This window comes from Sphingomicrobium sp. (genome assembly GCA_036563485.1).
In the GTDB taxonomy this organism is placed as follows: Bacteria; Pseudomonadota; Alphaproteobacteria; order Sphingomonadales; family Sphingomonadaceae; genus Sphingomicrobium.
The window spans coordinates 2,293,062-2,312,688 of sequence record DATCMI010000001.1; the positions used below are offsets into that span (position 1 = coordinate 2,293,062).

The 19,627-nt window shown below is 65.1% G+C and carries 17 protein-coding genes; 8 read left to right on the plus strand and 9 right to left on the minus strand.

The genetic code is table 11. From position 1 onward, the window contains the following. Positions 1-37: 37 nt before the first annotated feature. The 3 genes from ndk to VIL42_11995 form a co-directional block, all read right to left on the minus strand. Positions 38-460, minus strand: a complete 423-nt coding sequence (gene ndk / locus VIL42_11985; protein ID HEY8593561.1) for a nucleoside-diphosphate kinase — start codon at positions 458-460, stop codon at positions 38-40. Between the two features lie 74 nt (positions 461-534). Next, positions 535-972, minus strand: a complete 438-nt coding sequence (locus VIL42_11990; protein HEY8593562.1) for a DNA polymerase III subunit chi — start codon at positions 970-972, stop codon at positions 535-537. Between the two features lie 9 nt (positions 973-981). Next, a complete protein-coding gene (locus VIL42_11995; protein HEY8593563.1) occupies positions 982-2,448 on the minus strand; it encodes a leucyl aminopeptidase in 1,467 nt (488 codons plus the stop codon). A 198-nt stretch (positions 2,449-2,646) separates the two neighbouring features. Here VIL42_11995 and lptD point away from each other — a divergent pair, with 198 nt between their 5' ends. From lptD to rsmA, 4 genes are all read left to right on the plus strand, one after another. Further along, positions 2,647-4,818 carry an LPS assembly protein LptD gene (gene lptD, locus VIL42_12000; GenBank protein ID HEY8593564.1) on the plus strand — a complete coding sequence of 724 codons (2,172 nt, stop codon included), beginning with the start codon at positions 2,647-2,649 and terminating at the stop codon, positions 4,816-4,818. 73 nt (positions 4,819-4,891) lie between these two features. Beyond that, entirely contained in the window at positions 4,892-6,256 is a 1,365-nt protein-coding gene (locus VIL42_12005; protein ID HEY8593565.1) for a peptidylprolyl isomerase, read from the plus strand. 26 nt (positions 6,257-6,282) lie between these two features. Further along, positions 6,283-7,287 carry a 4-hydroxythreonine-4-phosphate dehydrogenase PdxA gene (pdxA, locus tag VIL42_12010; GenBank protein ID HEY8593566.1) on the plus strand — a complete coding sequence of 335 codons (1,005 nt, stop codon included), beginning with the start codon at positions 6,283-6,285 and terminating at the stop codon, positions 7,285-7,287. After that, entirely contained in the window at positions 7,284-8,102 is an 819-nt protein-coding gene (rsmA, locus tag VIL42_12015; GenBank protein ID HEY8593567.1) for a 16S rRNA (adenine(1518)-N(6)/adenine(1519)-N(6))-dimethyltransferase RsmA, read from the plus strand. Before pdxA ends, rsmA begins: the two co-directional genes overlap by 4 nt. On the opposite strand, the gene VIL42_12020 is transcribed toward rsmA, so the two are convergent. From VIL42_12020 to VIL42_12035, 4 genes are read right to left on the minus strand one after another with little or no spacing between them, the layout of a single operon-like run. Further along, positions 8,099-8,596: a tetratricopeptide repeat protein gene (locus tag VIL42_12020; protein ID HEY8593568.1), complete on the minus strand. Its 498-nt coding sequence runs from the start codon at positions 8,594-8,596 to the stop codon at positions 8,099-8,101. The genes rsmA and VIL42_12020 overlap by 4 nt on opposite strands. Positions 8,597-8,622: 26 nt before the next feature. Continuing rightward, entirely contained in the window at positions 8,623-9,798 is a 1,176-nt protein-coding gene (locus tag VIL42_12025; protein HEY8593569.1) for an RsmB/NOP family class I SAM-dependent RNA methyltransferase, read from the minus strand. 3 nt (positions 9,799-9,801) lie between these two features. Then, positions 9,802-11,274 carry an IMP dehydrogenase gene (gene guaB, locus VIL42_12030; GenBank protein HEY8593570.1) on the minus strand — a complete coding sequence of 491 codons (1,473 nt, stop codon included), beginning with the start codon at positions 11,272-11,274 and terminating at the stop codon, positions 9,802-9,804. A gap of 42 nt (positions 11,275-11,316) precedes the next feature. After that, positions 11,317-12,147 (minus strand): CoA ester lyase, encoded by an 831-nt coding sequence (locus VIL42_12035; protein HEY8593571.1) that lies wholly within the window; start codon positions 12,145-12,147, stop codon positions 11,317-11,319. Between the two features lie 47 nt (positions 12,148-12,194). Between VIL42_12035 and VIL42_12040 the strand changes: the two genes are divergently transcribed. The 4 genes from VIL42_12040 to VIL42_12055 all read left to right on the plus strand — a co-directional run bounded on the left by VIL42_12040 (position 12,195) and on the right by VIL42_12055 (position 17,428). Next, the gene (locus VIL42_12040; protein HEY8593572.1) at positions 12,195-13,160 is read left to right on the plus strand and encodes an SPFH domain-containing protein; all 966 of its coding nucleotides are present in this window, start codon (positions 12,195-12,197) and stop codon (positions 13,158-13,160) included. After that, positions 13,157-13,618 (plus strand): NfeD family protein, encoded by a 462-nt coding sequence (locus VIL42_12045; GenBank protein HEY8593573.1) that lies wholly within the window; start codon positions 13,157-13,159, stop codon positions 13,616-13,618. The genes VIL42_12040 and VIL42_12045 overlap by 4 nt, the downstream gene beginning before the upstream one ends. Before the next feature lie 136 nt (positions 13,619-13,754). After that, positions 13,755-15,557 carry a DUF885 domain-containing protein gene (locus VIL42_12050; protein ID HEY8593574.1) on the plus strand — a complete coding sequence of 601 codons (1,803 nt, stop codon included), beginning with the start codon at positions 13,755-13,757 and terminating at the stop codon, positions 15,555-15,557. A 20-nt stretch (positions 15,558-15,577) separates the two neighbouring features. Beyond that, entirely contained in the window at positions 15,578-17,428 is a 1,851-nt protein-coding gene (locus VIL42_12055) for a DUF885 domain-containing protein (protein HEY8593575.1), read from the plus strand. Here the strand turns inward: VIL42_12055 and VIL42_12060 are convergent. After that, positions 17,425-17,871 (minus strand): hypothetical protein, encoded by a 447-nt coding sequence (locus VIL42_12060; protein HEY8593576.1) that lies wholly within the window; start codon positions 17,869-17,871, stop codon positions 17,425-17,427. The genes VIL42_12055 and VIL42_12060 overlap by 4 nt on opposite strands. A gap of 42 nt (positions 17,872-17,913) precedes the next feature. Beyond that, entirely contained in the window at positions 17,914-19,551 is a 1,638-nt protein-coding gene (locus tag VIL42_12065) for a phosphoenolpyruvate carboxykinase (GenBank protein HEY8593577.1), read from the minus strand. Positions 19,552-19,627: the final 76 nt, after the last annotated feature.

Sequence of the window (19,627 nt, forward strand, 5' to 3'; positions counted from 1 at the left end):
GCCGACGATCGCCGCCTACGACCGTCCCCCGGACGGTCTAGCCGACGATCTCTTCAGGCTTGAAGAAATAGTCGATCTCGATCTTGGCATTTTCGTCGCTGTCCGAGCCATGGACCGAATTGGCTTCGATCGATTCCGCATAGGTCTTGCGGATCGTGCCTTCGTCGGCCTGCTCCGGGTTGGTCGCGCCCATCGCCTCGCGGTTGCGCTTCACGGCATCCTCGCCTTCGAGCACCTGAACGACGACCGGGCCGGAGGTCATGAAGGTGCAAAGGTCGTTGAAGAACGGCCGCTCCTTGTGAACGGCGTAGAAGCCTTCAGCCTGCTCGCGCGACATCTGGATGCGCTTCGACGCGACGACGCGAAGGCCTGCGTCTTCCAGCATCTTGGTGACAGCGCCCGTCAGATTGCGGCGGGTTGCGTCGGGCTTGATGATCGAAAAGGTGCGCGTCACGGCCATGCCGGGCGGTCTCCTATATTAAGTTGGTTGGAATTGCTGGGCCGCCTAGCGGCGCTCCCGCTTAGGGGCAAGCTTCAAGCCTTCTTCGCCCACCTTCCATTCTCCTGCGCCCAATAGCGCCGCTCGACTCCTTCGCGGCCGGCAAGGAGCTTCCAGGCGAGACGCGCCGCTTCGAGCGTCGCATCATCGAACAAATAGAATGCACGGTCATAGGAGAGAGCGGCATCGCGCCACTGTCCGTCGGCGATCAGCATGTTCCTCGCCAGGTTCGGCGCATCCGCCGAGGTCGACAGCAGGATCGGCTGGCGCGCCGCGTCGACGCCGCCCGCGAGCCCATGCGGAAGAAAGCTGATCGGCCCCTGGTCCCACAACTGACGGTCGAGCCGCGCCAGCAGCAATTCGTCGGCCGCGACGATCAGCAGCCGGCCCTCGCTACCAAGAACCTTCTCCGCAATGCTTGCGATCACCTGCTCGATGGGGGTACCGGCGAGCTGGTAGAAATCGACCTGCACGGCCGCGCCTCAGCTCTCGAGGACATCCTCGACATATTTGTCGAGCAGCCGGACGCCGAAGCCGGTCGCGCCCTTGTCGTAGGTGGAGCTTGGCTTGTCCGACCAGGCCTTCCCTGCCATGTCGATGTGCGCCCATTTCACGCCGTCATCGACAAAGCGCTTGATGAACTGGGCAGCAGTGATCGACCCGCCCTCGCGCGGACCGACATTCTTCATGTCGGCGATCGGCGAATCGATCAGCCGGTCGAACGGCTCGCCCATCGGCATGCGCCAAAGCTTGTCACCGGACTCGGTGCCCGCCTGCGTCAGCTTCGACGCGAGATCCTCATCGTTCGAGAAGAGCCCCGCCCATTCATGCCCGAGGCTGATCAAGATCGCGCCGGTCAGCGTCGCCAGGTCGACGATCGTCTTCGGCTTGAAGGTGCCCTGGACATAGCAAATCGCGTCGGCGAGCACGAGCCGACCCTCGGCGTCGGTGTTGATCACCTCGACGGTCTGGCCTGACATTGTGGTGACCACGTCGCCCGGGCGCTGGGCATTGCCGCCCGGCATGTTCTCGACCAGCCCGCAGACTCCGACGACGTTGGCCTTCGCCTTCCGCAGCGCCAGCGCCTTCATCGCGCCGGCGACCGCGCCTGCGCCGCCCATGTCCCACTTCATGGCTTCCATGCCTTGGGCAGGCTTGATCGAAATGCCGCCGGTATCGAAGGTCACGCCCTTGCCAACGAAGGCAACGGGTTCGCCCGAACCGCCGCCGTTCCACTGCAGGACGAGCATGCGTGCCTCGCGCACCGAGCCTTGAGCGACGCCGAGCAGCGCGCCCATGCCGAGCTTCTCCATCTGGGCACGGTCGAGGACGTCAACTTCGAGCCCTGAGCCCTCCACCGAAGCGCGAACGCGCTCGACGAAGCTTTCAGGATAGATGATGTTCGCCGGCTCGGTAACGAGCTCACGCGTAAGGGCGACGCCTTCGACCACAGGGGCCCAGCGCGAGCTGTAGCGCTGCTCGGCAGCGTTGCCCCCGCCGACGATCACGACTTCCTCGAGGGTCGGTTTCTGATTGTCCTTCAGCTTGGTGCGGTAGCGGTCGTGCCGCCACGACCGCAGGGCCGCCGCCATGCCGACCCGAGCTGCGGCGTCGGCCTCATAGCCAAGCCCTCCAAGGTCGATCACCACACGCGTTTCGCCCGACGTGAGCAGCCGCCCCACCGCTGTGCCGCCAAGCTTCTCGGCCCCATCGCCGTTCGAAGACGCGCCGACGCCAACCACCAGCAGACGGCGGCTGTTTCCATTGTCATCGATGAATTGCTCGGCGACGCTGGAGCCCTCGCCTTCGAACCGCTGACGGTCGAGCGCCGCAGCGACGGACTGCTGCGCCTGCCCGAGCGAGGAGAGGCTCTTGCGGTCCTTGCCCGCGACCGGCAGCACGAGCGCATAATCTCCGGTGGGCCGGCTGTCGGCGAAGCGAATTTGCATTGGTGGCAATCCCTTGGAAGGCGAGTGTTTGGGCTGCCTTTAAGGCGCAAGGCGAAGCTTGGCAAAGACCTGCAAGAGAGCGGCTTGGCCGATTGTCGAGCGGGAATTGAGGTGCGATAGGCGGGCACTAGGCAGCATCGGCAAGTAGCGGGCGGACACGGGTTGGCGGCAAGGTTTGTTTGGTGGTCAGCGCTCCCGGTGCTGATCGGTGTACCCGGCGCAGCGGTCGCGCAGACCGTCTCCGCGCCTGTGGCCGCGCCTGCAGGCCAGGAAGCAGAGGTCGTCGAGTTCACTGCCGACCAGGTTGCCTACGACAGCGATGCCGAGGTGGTGACCGCGACCGGCGCGGTGCGGATGAACCGCGAGGGCAATCACCTCGCCGCCGACGAGGTCGTATGGAACCGGAACTCCGGCCGGGTCTTCGCGCGCGGCAATGTCGTCTTGCTGACGCCCACGGGTGACAAGCTGGTCGGCGACAATGTCGAGCTCACCGATACGCTGCGTGACGGGACCGTCAGCAACCTGGCCATCGTCCTCGAAGGTGGCGGCCGGCTCGCTGCGGCGCGGGCGGTCCGGACGGGTTCGGTCACAACGCTCGACAAGGCGATCTACTCGCCTTGCCCGGTCACGACGCCGAGCGGCTGCCCCAAGCGGCCGAGCTGGTCGATTACCGCCACACGGGTGATCAATGACGAGGCGACGCAGCGAATCCGCTTCATCGGCGGCCGACTGCAGCTCTTCGGCCTGACCTTGCCGCTGCTTCCGGTATTCAACATCAACCGTGGCAGCGAAGGGGCGACGGGCGTGCTGATGCCCGACTTCAGCGTCTCGACCCGCAAGGGCTTTGAAATCGCTATCCCCTACCATTGGCAGATTGCGAAGAACCGGGACCTGACGCTGACGCCACATCTGTACACAGGCGTTCTGCCGGCGATCGAGGCGAAGTACCGCCAGCTGAACTCTCTGGGCGCCTTCCAGGTCGGCGGGTTCCTGACGCACGGCCGCATCGAAAGCCTCGATCCGGTCGTGACCGACACCCGCAAAGGGGTCCGCGCCTATGTCGAGGGGAACGGCAAGTGGCAGCTCGACCCCTTGTGGAGCATCACCACCGCCTTACGCGCGGCGACGGACAAGACAGTCACCCGCCGCTACGACATTACCAACGACGATCGCCTCCGCAGCGTCATCAATGCCGAGCGGATCAGCCCCAATTCCTACATTTCGATCGCCGGTTGGGCATTCCAGGGTCTTCGCGTCGACGACCGCCAGCGCGAGATACCGATTGCGCTCCCCGCGATTGACGCGCGCTTCCGCCACGAGCGCATTGCGGGGGGCACCCTGCAGCTGCAGGCGAACAGCCTCTCCATCATCCGCCGCGACGGCCAGGACACGCAGCGGGCGTTCGCCAGCGCCCAGTGGGACCTGCGGCGGCTGACCAACTGGGGCCAGGAACTGACGCTGACCGCTCTTGCGCGGGGCGATATCTACCATACGGAAAATGCCGAAAGCACGCTCGTCCCAATCTATCGCGGCGAGAACGGCTGGCAGGCTCGGGCAATCGGCGCCGTTGCGCTCGACGTGCAATGGCCGTTCATCGGGTCTCTTCTCGGCGGCTTCCAGCGCCTGGTCCCACGGGCCCAGCTCGTGTTGACCCCGCCGACCCGCAACCTCGAAATCCCGAATGAGGATGCGCGTTCGATCGATCTTCAGGAAAGCAACCTGTTCGCGCTGAACCGCTTCCCCGGCTATGATCGGTGGGAAGACGCGTCGCGGATCACTTATGGTGTCGATTGGTCGCTGCAGCGGCGCAATTTCGCGATCGACACGAGCATCGGCCAAAGCATTCGCGTCGCCAAGCGCCGCCAGATCTTTCCGGAAGGGACGGGCCTTACCGAGCGCCTGTCCGACATCGTCGGCCGCACCAATATTCATTATGGACGGCTTTTAGATCTCACCCACCGCTTCCGCGTCGACCGGCACAATTTCGCCGTTCGCCGGAACGAGCTGGACCTGACGTTCGGCACCACCCAGACCTATGTGCAGCTGGGCTACCTGCGGCTCAACAGGAACATCGATGCGACCATCGAAGACCTTCGCGATGTCGAGGAGCTTCGGCTGGCCGGCCGGGTACTGTTCAGCCGTTACTGGTCGATCTTCGGCGCGACGGTCGTGGACCTCAGCGACAAGAGCGAAGACCCGCTGTCGATCGCGGACGGGTGGGAGCCGGTACGCCATCGCCTCGGCATCCAGTATGAAGACGAATGCCTGCAGCTGGGCGTGACGTGGCGCCGCGACTATGAGCGCGTGGGCGCGTTCCGGGCCGGCAACCGCTTCGCCATCCACTTGGCATTCAAGGGTATCAACCGCTAAGGCTGCGTTCAGCGGAAACCGATAAACCGCAAGCACCAGCAGCAGGCTGCAAACCAAGGGAATTTTGAAAATCGTGTCTCGATCTTTGCGATTGATTTCCGCGCGCACACTCCTCGCCGGCACCGCCGCGATGCTGGCGCTTGCGACTGCCGCAGCCGCTCAGCAAGCGGGTGACCAGGCGACGCAGCCAATCAACAGCAGTCGCGCGCTGAACCTCCCCCAGAATCCGCAGGTATTCGGGAGGGCAATGCCGTCGGTCATCAAGGCGACGGCCATGGTCAATGGCGAGGTCATCACGCAGACGGATGTGGACCAGCGCGTCGCCTTGCTTGCCATCGCCAATGGAGGCGAGATTCCAGCCGATCAGATCGACGCCGTGCGGCAGCAGGTCCTTGGTCAGCTGGTCGACGAAACGCTGCAGATCCAGGCAGCGAAGTCGCAAAAGATCGACATCAAGAAATCGGAGATCGACCGCGCCCTGGAACGCGTTGCCGCCAACGTGAACCAGACGCCGCAGCAGATGGCAGAGTATCTCTTGCAGCACGGGTCGTCGATGAGCGCGCTTCGCCGGCAGGTCGAAGGGCAGCTTGCCTGGCGCCGTCTCCAAGAAACCAATATCGAAAGCAGCATCAACGTCGGCGACGACGAGGTCAAAGCCATCATCGACAGGATGACTGCGCAGAAGGGCGCCGAGGAATATCGCGTCGGCGAAATTTTCCTGCCCGCCACTTCAGCAAATGAAGCCGAAGTTGTTCAGAACGCGGGTAAGATCCTGCAGCAACTGCGGGACGGCGCGTCCTTTTCCGGCTTTGCGCGTCAATTCTCCCAGGCCTCGACCGCGGCCGTAGGTGGCGATCTCGGCTGGGTTCGTCCGGAACAATTGCCCGAGCCGCTCGCAGCGGCTGTCCGACAGATGCGGCCCGGGACCGTCAGCAACCCGATTCCGGTGCCCGGCGGCGTTTCGATCATCGCCGTGCAGGATTCTCGAAAAGTCCTTACTGCAGATGCGCGCGACGCGATTCTGAGCCTCAAGCAAGTGTCGATTGCCTTTCCTGCCGGGATCACCCGCCCCCAGGCTGAACCTGTCGTTGCGCGGTTCGCAGAGGCTGTTCGCAACATCGGCGGCTGCGGCGGGGTCGACAAGCTCGCCTCAGAATTCAACGCCCAGGTTGTTGAAAACGATCAGGTCAAGATCCGCGACCTGCCGCCTGCAGTTCAGGAACTGGTCCTCCCAGTGCAGGTCGGGCAGGCAACGCAGCCGTTCGGCAGCCTCGACGAGGGTGTCCGGACGCTGGTGATCTGCGGACGCGACCAACCGCAGTCGACGGCGCCAAGCTTCGACGACGTCTACAACCGGCTGAGCGAGGACCGCGTGAACTCGCGGTCCCGTCGCTACCTTGCTGACCTCCGGCGCGACGCGGTGATCGAATTTCGCTAATCCGTAGCTTCGGCTAAGGCGACCCGATGTCGTCAGCGCCGCTCCACTCGCTTGCCGTTTCGCTGGGCGACCCGGCAGGCATCGGGCCCGAAGTCATTGCGAAATGCTGGGATGCCAGGAACGATCTGGGGCTGCCGCCCTTCGTCGCGATCGGAGACCCTCGCTCCGTCGCGGCCGTCTGGGATGGCCCGATCGAGATCATCGATGACCCGCGGCAGGCGGATTATGCGTTCGACGTTGGCCTGCCGCTGATCCAGATCAATGCCGCTGACGCAGACGTGCCTGGACACCCGAGCGTTTCCGGAGCGCACTGCTCGCTCGATTCGCTGGAGATTGCCGTCGGCCTCGCCCGGTCGGGATCGGCCGCGGCGGTGGTCACCGGACCTGTCGCCAAGGAACAGCTTTACGCCATCGGCTTCCAGCATCCTGGACAGACGGAGTTCGTCGCCGAACGCTGCGGCGTAGCGCCCGGCAACGTCGTCATGATGTTGGCTGGCCCGACATTACGGACGATCCCGCTGACCACCCACCTGCCGCTCGCGCGGGTGCCGGAAGCGATTACCAGCGGGCTGATCGAATCCCGAGGCCGCGCGGCGCTCCGCGGGCTGCAGCGCAATTTCGGCATCCCCGAGCCGCGGCTGGCCGTATCCGGGCTCAATCCTCATGCCGGTGAAGGCGGCCGCGTTGGACTGGAAGAGCGAGAAATCATCGAACCCGCGCTGGCGGCGCTTGCCGCGGAAGGCTGGAGGGTCAGCGGGCCCCATCCCGCCGACACTATGTTCCACACGAGGGCCCGCGCTAGTTACGACGCCGCGCTGTGCATGTACCATGACCAGGCCTTGATCCCGATCAAGGCTCTCCACTTCGAGGACGCGGTCAACGTCACCTTGGGCCTGCCGATCGTGCGCACAGCCCCTGACCATGGCACTGCCTTCGACATCGCCGGGCAAGACCGCGCCGATCCGCGCCCGATGGCTGCGGCGATGCGGATGGCGGCGCACATGGCGGTAGTGCGGGCGGAGACTGCTTGAGCGCCGATCCTGAGCCACTGCGTCAGGTCATCGCCCGCCATGGCCTCAGCGCAAGCAAGGCGCTCGGGCAGAACTTCATCCTCGACCGGCAGCTGCTCGCGCGCATCGCGGCCATTCCCGGCAGCCTGGACGGCGAACGGGTTTACGAAGTCGGCCCCGGGCCGGGTGGGTTGACGCGCGCGCTGCTCGATACCGGTGCCGTTGTAACGGCAGTCGAACGCGACCGCCGCTGCCTCCCTGCCCTGGCCGAACTGGAAGAGGAATTTGCCGGCCGGCTCACCGTCCTGGAGGCAGATGCGATGCAGGTTCAGGAGCGCGAACTGGTCGGCGAAGGCGCACATGTCGTGGCGAACCTGCCGTACAATGTCGGCACGGCGCTGCTGCTGCGCTGGCTCTCAGGCCCCTGGCCGCCGTGGTGGCGCTCGCTCACGCTCATGTTCCAGAAGGAAGTGGCGGATCGGATCGTCGCTGCGCCCGGCAGTGATGCTTATGGGCGTTTGTCGGTCGCAGCGCAGTGGCGCACGCGGGCGCGCATCGCCATGACCGTCAGCCGCTCGGCCTTCGTGCCACCGCCGAAGGTCACGTCGGCGGTCGTGCACCTTGTTCCCACCGAGCAGCCCGAGGGCATCGACCCAGCCATTATCGAGAGGCTCACGGAAGCAGCTTTCGGGCAGCGGAGGAAAATGCTCCGATCGAGCCTCAAGCAGATGGACGGCGCACTCGAAGCGGCAGAACGGGTCGGGATCGACCTTCAGCGCCGCGCGGAGACGGTCTCGGTCAGCGAATGGGTCGGGCTCGCAAGAGCCCTATCCTAGTTGGACTTGGGCGCATCCGGGGTCTTGGCGGCCGCGACAGTCGGCCCACGCGAGATCGCCGACGAGAGCTGCGCGACCTGCGGACAGGCCCGGCGTGCGCAAAGCGTCTGCAGCTTCTGCAAATTCTCCTGAGCGCGCGCGACGGCGCCGAGTTCGACCATCGCTTCGCCCTGAACGGCGATCGCGTCGACATCGTTGGGCTCGATCGCGAGCGCCTTGCTCGTCATGCGGATCGCCTTGCCATAGAGGCGCTGCCTCTCGGCGACGCGGGCCAGCTCCACATAAGCCCATCGATTGCGCGGATCGACCGCCAGAGCGGTCTCGAGCATCCCCGCCGCATCTTCCAGCTTGCCGGCAGCCATCAGCGCGTGGCCGCGCTGCATCAGCTCGACAGACGTCGGATTGATCTGGTCGTCTGCGCGCTGGCCGATAACCGGCGAAGCAAGCGCGGCAGCCGCGAGGCCGGCAATCAGAAGACGAGGAAAGACCTGCATATTTTCTCCATCTCTCGAACCGGCACCTAGCATGGCCGGCGAAGCCGCGCGACGAAAAAGCCGTCGGTGCGATCGTTCGCCGGGGTCAGCAGGAAACCTGCCCCATCGGGACGTCCGGCACTGATGCCGGTTCCCTCACTAATCCAGGATGAATGCCGCTCGAGAAAGCGCTCGACCTGCCCTGCGCCTTCGTCCGTCAGGATCGAGCAAACGGCATAGACGAGGCGACCGCCGGGGCGAACCAACTCGGCACCGATGTTGAGCAGCCGCTCCTGCACGCTCAACAGACGATCAAGACGCTCGGGCGTCAGCCGCCAGCGCCCTTCCGGATTGCGGCGCCAGGTACCGCTGCCGGAGCAGGGTGCGTCGACGAGCACCACATCCGCCTCGCCGCGCACGTCGTCGAGCTCGTCCAGCTCGCGTGGGGGGTTGAGGAGACGGCTCTCGATCATGGCCCGTGCCCGCTCCGCACGCGGGTCGAGGTTCGCCAGACGGGCGCGATTGCTGTCCGTCGCCAGGATCGCCGAACCGGGTGCGGCTGCGGCAAGCGCCAGCGCCTTACCGCCGGCCCCGGCGCACAGATCGACAATCCGCTGCCCATCCTCGGGCGCACAGGCGAGCGCGATCAGCTGGCTGCCCTCGTCCTGGATCTCGACCAGCCCGGCTTCGAACGCCGCATGATCGTCGACACGGCTGTCGGGCGGCAAGCGGATGCCCCATGGACTGATCGGCGTCGGCTCAGCATCGGGAATGTCGGAGAGCAGCTGTTCACGGCTGGCGCGGGCGATGTTCACCCGAAGGTCCAGCGGCGCACGTTCTAGGAGCGCAGACCATTCTTCCGGTTCCACGAGCGGCGACAGTCGGGGAACGATCCACTCGGGGACAAAGCTGGCCTCTGTCGCTGTTTCGCCGTCCCCCAGCGGCTCTGGCCCGCGAGGCTGCCCGAACAATTCGAGCAGCGCCGACTCCTCTTCCGCGAGCCCAAGCACTGCAGCGCGGCCGCTTGCAGGCCGCTTGGCCGAACGCCGGATCGCGCGGAACACCAGCTCGCGAACTGCGCGCCTGTCCTTCGACCCGGCATAGCGCCGCGTCTTGAAATAGCGCGTGACGATCGCGTCCGCTGGTGGGCCGTCCTCGCGCGCGGAAGCGACCACCTCATCGAGCACCTCGATCGCCGCCTGCAGGCGTGCGGCGGGAGTCATCCTTTACCGCGTCGGATAGTTGGGCGCCTCGCGCGTGATCGCGACGTCGTGGACGTGGCTTTCGGACAGGCCAGCATTGGTAATCCGAACGAACCGCGCCCGCTCGCGCAGCTCGGCAATGCTCGTCGATCCGGTATAGCCCATCGCCGCCTTCACGCCGCCGACCAGCTGGTGGATGATCTCGCGAACCGGACCCTTGTAAGGCACCTGCCCCTCGATTCCTTCGGGCACCAGCTTCAGATGATCCTTGATGTCCTGCTGGAAATAGCGGTCCGCCGACCCGCGCGCCATGGCACCCACCGAGCCCATGCCGCGGTAGGATTTGTAGCTGCGCCCCTGGTACAGGAAGGTTTCGCCCGGCGCTTCCTCGGTCCCGGCGAGCAGCGAGCCGACCATCACGGTCGACGCGCCTGCGGCAAGCGCCTTGGCGATGTCGCCGCTAGTGCGGATGCCGCCATCGGCGATGACCGGCACGTTTCCGGCGCCGCGGCAAGCCTCCATTACTGCCGTCAGCTGCGGAACGCCGACACCGGCGACGATCCGCGTTGTGCAGATCGAGCCCGGGCCGATGCCGACCTTGATCGCATCGGCGCCGGCGTCGGCTAGCGCCTTGGCTGCGTCGGTGGTCGCCACATTACCGGCGACCACCTGCACCGAGTTCGAGAGCGATTTTACCCGCTCGACGGCCTTCGACACGTCGACATTATGCCCGTGCGCGGTGTCGATAACGATGCAGTCGCAGCCGGCCTCGATCAGCGCTTCGGAGCGCTCGAAACCCTTGTCGCCCACCGTGGTGGCGGCCGCAACGCGAAGGCGGCCCTCCCCGTCCTTGGTGGCGAACGGAGCCGCGACCGCCTTCTCGATGTCCTTGACGGTGATCAGCCCGACGCAGTGGTTGCCCTCGTCGACCACGAGCAGTTTTTCGATGCGGCGCTGGTGAAGAATCCGCCGCGCTTCCTCCTGGCTGGTCCCGACACGAACCGTCGCGAGATTGTCCCGCGTCATCAGCTCGCTGACCTTCTGGCGCGGGTTTTCCGCAAAGCGCACGTCGCGGTTAGTGAGGATGCCCGCAAGCTTGCCCGATTGTTCGACGATCGGGATGCCGCTGATGCGGTTCGCCTTCATCAGCTCCAGCGCTTCGGCGAGCGTCTGGTCCGGAGTCATGGTGATCGGGTTGACGACCATGCCGCTTTCGAACCGCTTCACCTGGCGCACAGCGGCAGCTTGTTCATCGACGCCAAGGTTGCGGTGAAGGACGCCGATGCCGCCAAGCTGGGCCATTGCGATGGCCATGTCGGCTTCGGTCACCGTGTCCATCGCCGAAGACAGGATCGGGATGTTCAGCGGTATCTCGCGGGTCAGGAAGGTCTTCGTTTCCGCCTGGCTCGGCAGGACCGAAGATTGCAGCGGCTGCAGGAGAACGTCGTCGAACGTCAGTCCAAGCGGGATGTCAGATGCGCTATTGAGTTGGGCCATATCGGCCCATGACAGGCAGAAGCCGATTCGCCAACCCTCGGCTCAAGCGCCGGCGCGCTGAAGCACCCGCCGCGCGGACTCCACGTGCATGCGCTCGATCATCTCATCGCCGAATCTCTCGGCCCCGCCCTGGAAGGCGTCGACCAGCGCCTGTGCCCGATTGACCTCCTCGCCGCTCGGGGCGAATGCGCGGTGGCATGGCTCGATCTGGTCGGGGTGGATCAGGCTCTTGCCGTCGAACCCCAAGCGCCGGCCGTCCTCGGCCTCGCGCAGCAAGCCTTCCGCATCGGCAAGTCCGTTGAACACGCCGTCGAACACCGGAACGCCCGCCGCTCGGGCAGCCAAGACGATCAACTGCAGCGCGGCGGAAATCGGCTGGCGGTCGGCGGATAGCGGCAAACGGAGGTCGGCGCGAAGATCGTTCGTGCCGGCAATCAGGCCCGCAGTCTCCGGTCCGATGTCGGCAGCAGCAAGCACTCCGGCAGCCGTTTCGATCATCGCCAGCACCGGCTTGGAGGTGGTGTTCCGCACGTCGCCGATCAGATGAGCCGATGCGGCCCGCGGAACGACCACAAAGTCGGCGCTCGAAGCAGCCACGGCATCCAGGTCCAGCGAGTGCCATTCAGTGCCGGCGCCGTTGATCCGAATAGCCACCGGCATGCGCCAGTCGCCGCCGACGGCCTCTACGGCCGTGGTGCGCGCACTCGCCTTGTCAGCCGGTTTCACGGCGTCTTCGAGGTCGAGCACCACCAGGTCGGCGGCGCTGTCGTGCGCCTTGGCGATCGCCCGGGGGTTGGACGCCGGCAGGAATAGCACCGACCGCACCGCAAACAGGTCCGCATGCCCGTCGTTTTTCGCTTCCGCTTGCATCATCGCCGTCGCATCATGCCCGCAATCGGGGACAGGGGGAAAGAGACGAAATGCTGACCACTTTTTTGAGCGCAGTGGCGATCCTGGTGCTCATGTACATCATCATGGGCGTGACGATCGTTCGCCAGGGCTATCGCTATACGATTGAGCATTTCGGCCGCTTCGTCCGGGTCGCGGAGCCGGGCTTCAACTATGTGACGCCGTTCTTCTACCGCGTCGGCCGCAAGATCAACATGATGGAGCAGGTGCTCGACATCCCCGGGCAGGAGATCATCACCAAGGACAATGCGATGGTGGCGGTCGACGGCGTCGTCTTCTTTCAGGTGCTGGATCCGGCCAAGGCCGCTTATGAGGTCAGCGACCTCTACTCGGCGATCATGGCCCTTTCGACGACCAACCTGCGCACCGTCATGGGCTCGATGGATCTCGACGAGACTTTGTCGAAGCGCGACGAGATCAATGCCCGGCTTCTGGCCGTCGTCGACCAGGCGACCGAGAGCTGGGGCGTGAAGATCACCCGCGTCGAACTGAAGGACATCAGGCCGCCGGCGGACATCTCAAACGCTATGGCTCGGCAGATGAAGGCGGAGCGCGAAAAGCGCGCCGCCATCCTCGAGGCGGAAGGCCTGCGTGCCGCCGCCATCCTCCAGGCGGAGGGTCAAAAGCAGGGTCAGATCCTGCAAGCCGAAGGCCTCAAGGAGGCGGCGTTCCGCGAAGCGGAAGCGCGCGAACGTGCCGCAGAGGCGGAAGCCAAGGCGACGACTCTGGTCTCGCAGGCAATCTCCGAGGGTAACGCGCAGGCGATCAATTATTTCGTCGCACAGAAATATGTCGAAGCGGTTGGAGAGTTCGCTCGCTCGCCGAATGCGAAGACGATCCTGTTCCCGGTCGAAGCGACCCAGCTCATCGGCACGCTCGGCGGCATCGGTGAGCTCGCCAAGGAAGTGATGAGCCGGGACGACAAGCCTGCCCGCATCGCACGGAATGCGCCGTCGGTGCCCAAAGCCTCGCAATGAACGGCATCGACCTCGATCCCGAATGGCTGTGGCTGATCGGCGGCGTGGTGCTGCTGATCGCCGAACTAGTCGCGCCTGGCTTCTGGCTCGCCTTCGTCGGTGTCGCGGCGATTGCGACAGGGGTCGCTGCCATCGCGCTGCCGATCGGCGTTCCGCTCCAGCTCGCGCTGTTCGCCGCCTTGGCGCTGCTCGTCACGCGCGTTGGCAGCCGCCGCTTCTACGCAGCCCGCTACGACTATAGCGCAAACCCGCACCTCAACGATCGCGTGCACCAGATGCTGGGCCGCGTCGTGATGGTGGTCGAACCCGTCAACTCCGACGGCGGCCGGGTGCGCGTCGGCGATAGCGTCTGGTCGGCGCGCGGCAGTCCCGCCTCGGTGGGCGAGCGCGTCCGCATCGTCGATGTCGAAGGCAATTGCCTGAAGGTCGAGCCGGAGCACGCCCTGCCGCCATCCTGATTACCAACATTTCGACGAGCGGCAGGTACAGCGCGTTGACCCTGAAGCTGCGGCGTGGAACCGAGGATCGAACCTCCATCGCCAGGAGCAACGAGTGCCTGATCTCCAATTGAGCCGCCGCCAGACGTTGACCGGCATGCTCGCTACGGCGGCTATCCCTGCGTTTCCGACCGTGGCGTCGGCGCAAGCCGTCAACCAGGAAGCGGATGCGCGGGCCAGCGCCCTTCTCGACGACGTCGCGACGCGCTTGCTCAACCACTATCCCGAAAGCGCCACCTCACTCGGCATCGACAAGGGCGAGCATGCCGGGCTGCGGTCGCGGCTGACCGACCGGTCCGGCATCGGCCAGCAACGGCTGGCGCAAACCCTCCGCGCCGATCTCGCCCAGGTGAATGCAGTCGACGTGGCGCCCCTCTCCCACTCGGTCCGCACCAGCGTGGAAGTGGTGCGCAGCGCTTATTCGACGTCGCTTGAAGGGTTCATGCTCCCCTACGGCGACGTGTCGGTCGGTGGGTGGCGCAACACGCCCTACGTCGTCATTCAGAATGTTGGCGCCTACCTCGACGTGCCGCGCTTCCTCGATGCCGACCATCCGATCAACGACGCCGCCGACGCACAAGCATATCTCGCGCGGGTCCAGTCCTACGCGCAGCAGCTCGACAATGAGCTCGGACGAGTCATCGCCTACCGCTACAAAGGCTTGATCCCGCCGGCGTTCCTGATCGACAAGGCGCTGAACCAGCTCCAGGCGTCATCCAAGGCAGCGCATGAGGGCTCAAGCGGTATCATCGAGTCCATCGAGCGGCGCACGCGGCAGAAGAACATCGCAGGCAATTGGGCCGAGCGCGCCCGCGCCATCGTCCAGAAGAACGTTGCTCCGGCGCTCGATCGGCAGATCGCCGAGCTGAAGCTGCAGCGCGGGCTAGCCAGCGACGCGCCGGGCATCTCGGCGCGTCCGAATGGGGACGATTACTACCGCTGGGCCCTCAAGGCTTCGACCACGACCAGGATGACGCCTGACGAGGTCCACCAGATGGGCCTTGAGGAGTTGCGCGCGCTTCAAGGGCGCATGGACCCGATCCTGAAGAGCCTCGGCTACACGAAGGGGTCGGTGGGCGAGCGGATGCAGGCGCTCGGACGCGACCCGCGCTACAAATTTTCGCCAGGCGACAAGGGCCGGGCCGAGATCATGGCTTTCATCGAAGAGCGGCTGCGCATCATCCGCACCAAGCTGCCGCAGATGTTCAACACCCAGGTCCGCGGCAATCTCGCGGTTCGCCGGCTGCCTCCGGAAGAAGAACCCGGCGCGCCGGGCGCGTACGGGGGAGCCGGTTCGATCGATGGGTCCATCCCGGGTAAATTCTGGATCAACCTCCGGTCGACCGACCTCCACACGAAGTTCGACCTGCCTGACCTCACGCACCACGAAGCGATCCCCGGTCACGTCTGGCAGGGCGAATATGCGAACAAGCTGCCGCTGATCCGCAGCCTCCTTTCCTTCAACGCTTATTCGGAAGGTTGGGCGCTCTACGCGCAGCAGCTGGCTGATGAATTTGGGGCTTATGACGACTTCCCCGCAGGGCGCCTTGGCTATCTTCAGGGCATCGCGTTCCGCGCGTGCCGGCTGGTCGTCGATACGGGGCTTCACGCCAAGAATTGGAGCCGCGAGCAGGCGGTGCGCTTCTTCATCGACGAGAACGGCACCAAGGAGCCGGAAGCGCGCAGCGAAGTCGACCGCTATTGCAGCTGGCCGGGCCAGGCCTGCGGCTACAAGGTCGGCCACAGCGAAATCAATCGCCAGCGCGAGCGCGCCAAGGCCGCCCTAGGCGCCGGTTTCAACATCAAGGCCTTCAACGATGCGCTGGTCCTCGGCGGCAATGTGCCGATGGACGTGCTCGCCAAGAACGTGGATCAATATGTCGCCGGCGCGAAGCGCTGACGTTTAACGGGGGAAGTCACTTGAAGAACCTATCGACGCTTGCCGTCCTGCTGCTTGCCACCACAGCCTGCACTACGGTGGCCCCTGTTGCGCCCACATCTCCCCCGCCCGTCGCGGCCGTTCCTGCGCCAGCGCCTGCAGCGGATCCGGAGGCGGAGGACCGGCGGCTGACCGCCTTCTTGGACGCCGCCTTTGAAGAACAGGTCGCGCGCTCGCCGCAGGCGCTGACGTCGCTCGGCCGCAAGGTGCAGTACGACCGGCTCAACAACTACACGGACGAATACCGCCAGCAGGGGCTGGCGCTGGAGCAGGCCCAGCTGGCGCAGCTCCGCGCGCAGTTTGACCCGGCGAAGCTCACGCCCGCGGGACGGCTCAGCTATCGCTTGTTCGAAGAGGAAGTCGAGCAGGACGTCGCCGATTTCCGCTGGCGCTGGCACGGCTTCCCGGCGAGCACCAACGGCAGCCCGGCAGGTTCCATCCCCGTCTTCCTGATCAACCAGCATCGCGTGTCCACCGTCGCCGATGCCGAGGCCTATGTGTCGAGGCTTCGCGAAGTCGAACGGGTGATGGGCGAAATCACGGCGAATATGCGCCGGCAGGCGGCAATGGGGATGGTGCCGTCGACCTTCAACTTCGCTCCCGTCCGCAAGGATGCGGAGAAAGTGATTGCCGGAGCGCCATTCACGAAGGGCGCAGACGTGCCGGTGTTTGCCGACTTCAAGGCGAAGGTCGCAAAGCTCGACGTGCCTCAAGCAGAGAAAGACCGTCTGGTGGCAAGCGCGCGAGAGGCGCTCACCGGGCCCGTTCGCCGCGGGTACCAGACGTTCCTGACCACCTGGAGCGACCTCGAAGTGCAGGCCAAAGGCAATCGAGGTGCGTGGAGCCTGCCCGAGGGTGATGCTTATTACGCCAATCGACTTCAGGGCTCGACGACCACGGAGCTCAGCGCCGACCAGATCCATAACATCGGCCTTCAGCAGGTGGCGCGCCTCCATGGCGAGATGGAGCGGATCAAGCAGCAGGTCGGGTTCAAGGGAACGCTGCGCGAGTTCTTCGCGCACATTCTCAAAGAGCGGCAGTTCAAATATCCGAACACCGCCGCCGGGCGGGAGCAATATCTGGCCGATGGCCGCCGCTACATCGCCCAGGTGATGGCGGCGGCACCGCGATGGTTCCGGCGCTTGCCGAAGGCGCCGCTAGAAGTCCGCGCCGTCGAGACTTGGCGGCAGGACACCGCCGCCGTCGCTTTCTACAACAGCCCGTCGGAGGACGGTTCGCGGCCGGGCATCTACTACGTCAACCTGGCCGACATGAATCAGGTGGTGAAGCCCCAGACCGAGGCGATCAGCTATCACGAGGGCGCGCCCGGCCATCACTTCCAGATCGCGCTGGCGCAGGAGCTTCCGAACCTTCCGAAGTTCCGCCGCTTCGGCGGCTATGGCGCCTATGCCGAAGGCTGGGGCCTCTATGCCGAGGGCTTGGGCAAGGAGATGGGCTTCTACGACGATCCCTATTCCGAGTTCGGCATGTACTCGACGCAGCTTTGGCGCGCGGTCCGCCTGGTGCTCGATACGGGCATCCACTCCAAGCGTTGGACCCGCGAGCAGGCGATCGACTATTTCCGCACCAACGCCCTGCTCTCCGAGCGCGACGCGACCAAGGAAGTCGAGCGCTACTTCAACAATCCGGGCCAGGCGACCAGCTACATGGTCGGGCAGCTCAAGATTCTCGAGCTGCGGGACAAGGCGCGGCGAGAGCTTGGGCCGAAGTTCGACATCCGCGATTTCCACGCGGTCGTGCTCGAAAACGGTTCGCTCCCGCTCGACGTCCTAGAAGAGCTGGTGAACGCTTATATCGCCGAGCGCCGCTAGGGCAGCGCGGCGATATCCGGGGCGACGAAGGCGCGCCGCGCTTCGACCGAGAACAGGCGCTCGGGCGAATATAAGCGCAGTGGCCAGTCGCGCCGGCCGATCGGCGACAGCAGCAGCTCGTTCACCAGGTCGTGGAGCGATTCGGTGACGTCCGCTTCGGCCAGGAACAGGCGAACGCCGTGAAGAAACACGCGGGTGATCGTGTCGTGATAACCCTGGGTGTCGTCGTTGATGCCGCCGACGCTCTCATTGTAGCTGCTGATGATGTCCGGCAGCCGCATGTCGAGGTCGATGTCGGGCCGCTTCACCAGCAGATAAGTCGTGGCGGCGAGATGCGCTTCGTGGGTCCATTCGGCACGCGGCAGGGTGCGCGCGAGGAGGCCTTCGCCGATATGCGTGACATCGGCGTCGGACGTGAACAGGCAAGGTCTGTAGTCGGTCATTGATCGGGTCCTTGTGGAGGGCCCGATCAGCGACCGGGCCGTTTAAGCGAGGGTGGCTTGCGCTGCGCTTTGTTGCGCTTGTTGCTGGGCCTTTGGCGCAGCTTGGCGGACGCCCTCGTCCACGTGGTCCGCGAACTGCGCGAAATTGTCGTTGAACAGGTCAACGAGCTTCGCCGCGGTGCGGTCGTACTCGTCCTTGTCCGCCCAGGTGTTGCGCGGATCGAGGATGGCGGTGTCGACGCCCGGCACTTCGACCGGCACTTCAAACCCGAAGTTCGGATCCTTGCGGAACTCGGCATTGTTCAGGCTGCCGTCGAGCGCGGCATTCAGAAGCGCGCGCGTCTCGCGGATCGGCATGCGCTTGCCGACGCCGTACTTGCCGCCGGTCCAGCCGGTGTTCACCAGCCAGCACTCCGCGCCGCCCTTGGCGATCCGCTCCTTGAGCAGGTTGCCGTAGACGCTCGGCGGCCGCGGCATGAAGGCGGCGCCGAAGCAGGTCGAAAAGGTCGCCTGCGGCTCCGTCACGCCGATTTCCGTCCCGGCGACCTTCGCGGTGTAGCCGGAGAGGAAGTGGTACATGGCTTGATCCGGAGTCAGGCGTGAGATCGGCGGGAGCACACCGAAAGCGTCGGCGGTCAGGAAGATGATCGTCGACGGCGGCGGCCCGAGATTATCCCGCGAAGTGTTCGGGATGTACTCGATCGGATAAGCGCCGCGCGTGTTCTCGGTCTTGCTTGCGTCGGTGAAATCGAGCTCGCGGGTGACCTCGTCCATCGCCACGTTCTCGAGGATCGTGCCGAACATCTTGGTCGTCGCGTAAATCTCCGGCTCGCCCTCGGCCGAGAGGTTGATCATCTTGGCGTAGCAACCGCCTTCGAAGTTGAAGACCGCCGTGTCCGACCAGCCATGCTCGTCGTCGCCGATGAGCGTGCGGCTGGCGTCCGCGGACAACGTCGTCTTGCCGGTGCCCGACAGGCCGAAGAAGATCGCGCTCTTGCCGTCGGCGCCGATATTCGCCGAGCAGTGCATCGGCATCACGCCCTGCGCCGGAAGCAGGAAGTTCAGAAGGCCGAACACGCCCTTCTTCATCTCACCCGAATATTCGGTGTTGCCGATCAGGATCAGCTTTTCCGAAAGGTTGACCGCGATGACGGTGTCGCTGCGGCAGCCGTGCCGGGCCGGATCGGCCTTGAAGCTCGGCAGATTGATGATCGTATATTCCGGCTCGAACCCGGGCAGCTCTTCCGCCTTCGGGCGAACCAGCAGGGTCCGCACGAACAGGTTGTGCCAGGCCATCTGCGTGATGACGCGGACGTTGACGCGATATTCGGGCTGGCTGCCGCCGTAGAGGTCGGAAACGAACAGCTCTTCCTGACCCTTCAGCGCTTCGAGGAAATCGGCCTTCAGGTTCGACCAATGCTCGCCGGACATTTCCTGGTTGATCGCGCCCCAGTTGATCGTGCTTTCGGTGACGGAATCGCGGACGACATATTTGTCCTTCACGCTGCGCCCGGTGAACTTGCCGGTATCGACCAGCAGCGCACCATCCTTGGTCAGCTGGCCTTCGCCACGGCGAACGGCCTGCTCCACCAGGGGCGCAGTGGTCAGGTTCCAGAAAAGCTTGGCGCCGGTAGCGATGCCCTGTGCGTCAAGTCCGCGACGCGGTACGCGATCGTTCACGAAACTGCTTCCCTTCCAATGTTAAAAGCGGCGGCGACCAATGGCTGCCGCCGCATACGTATGCGTTGCCGGCCTA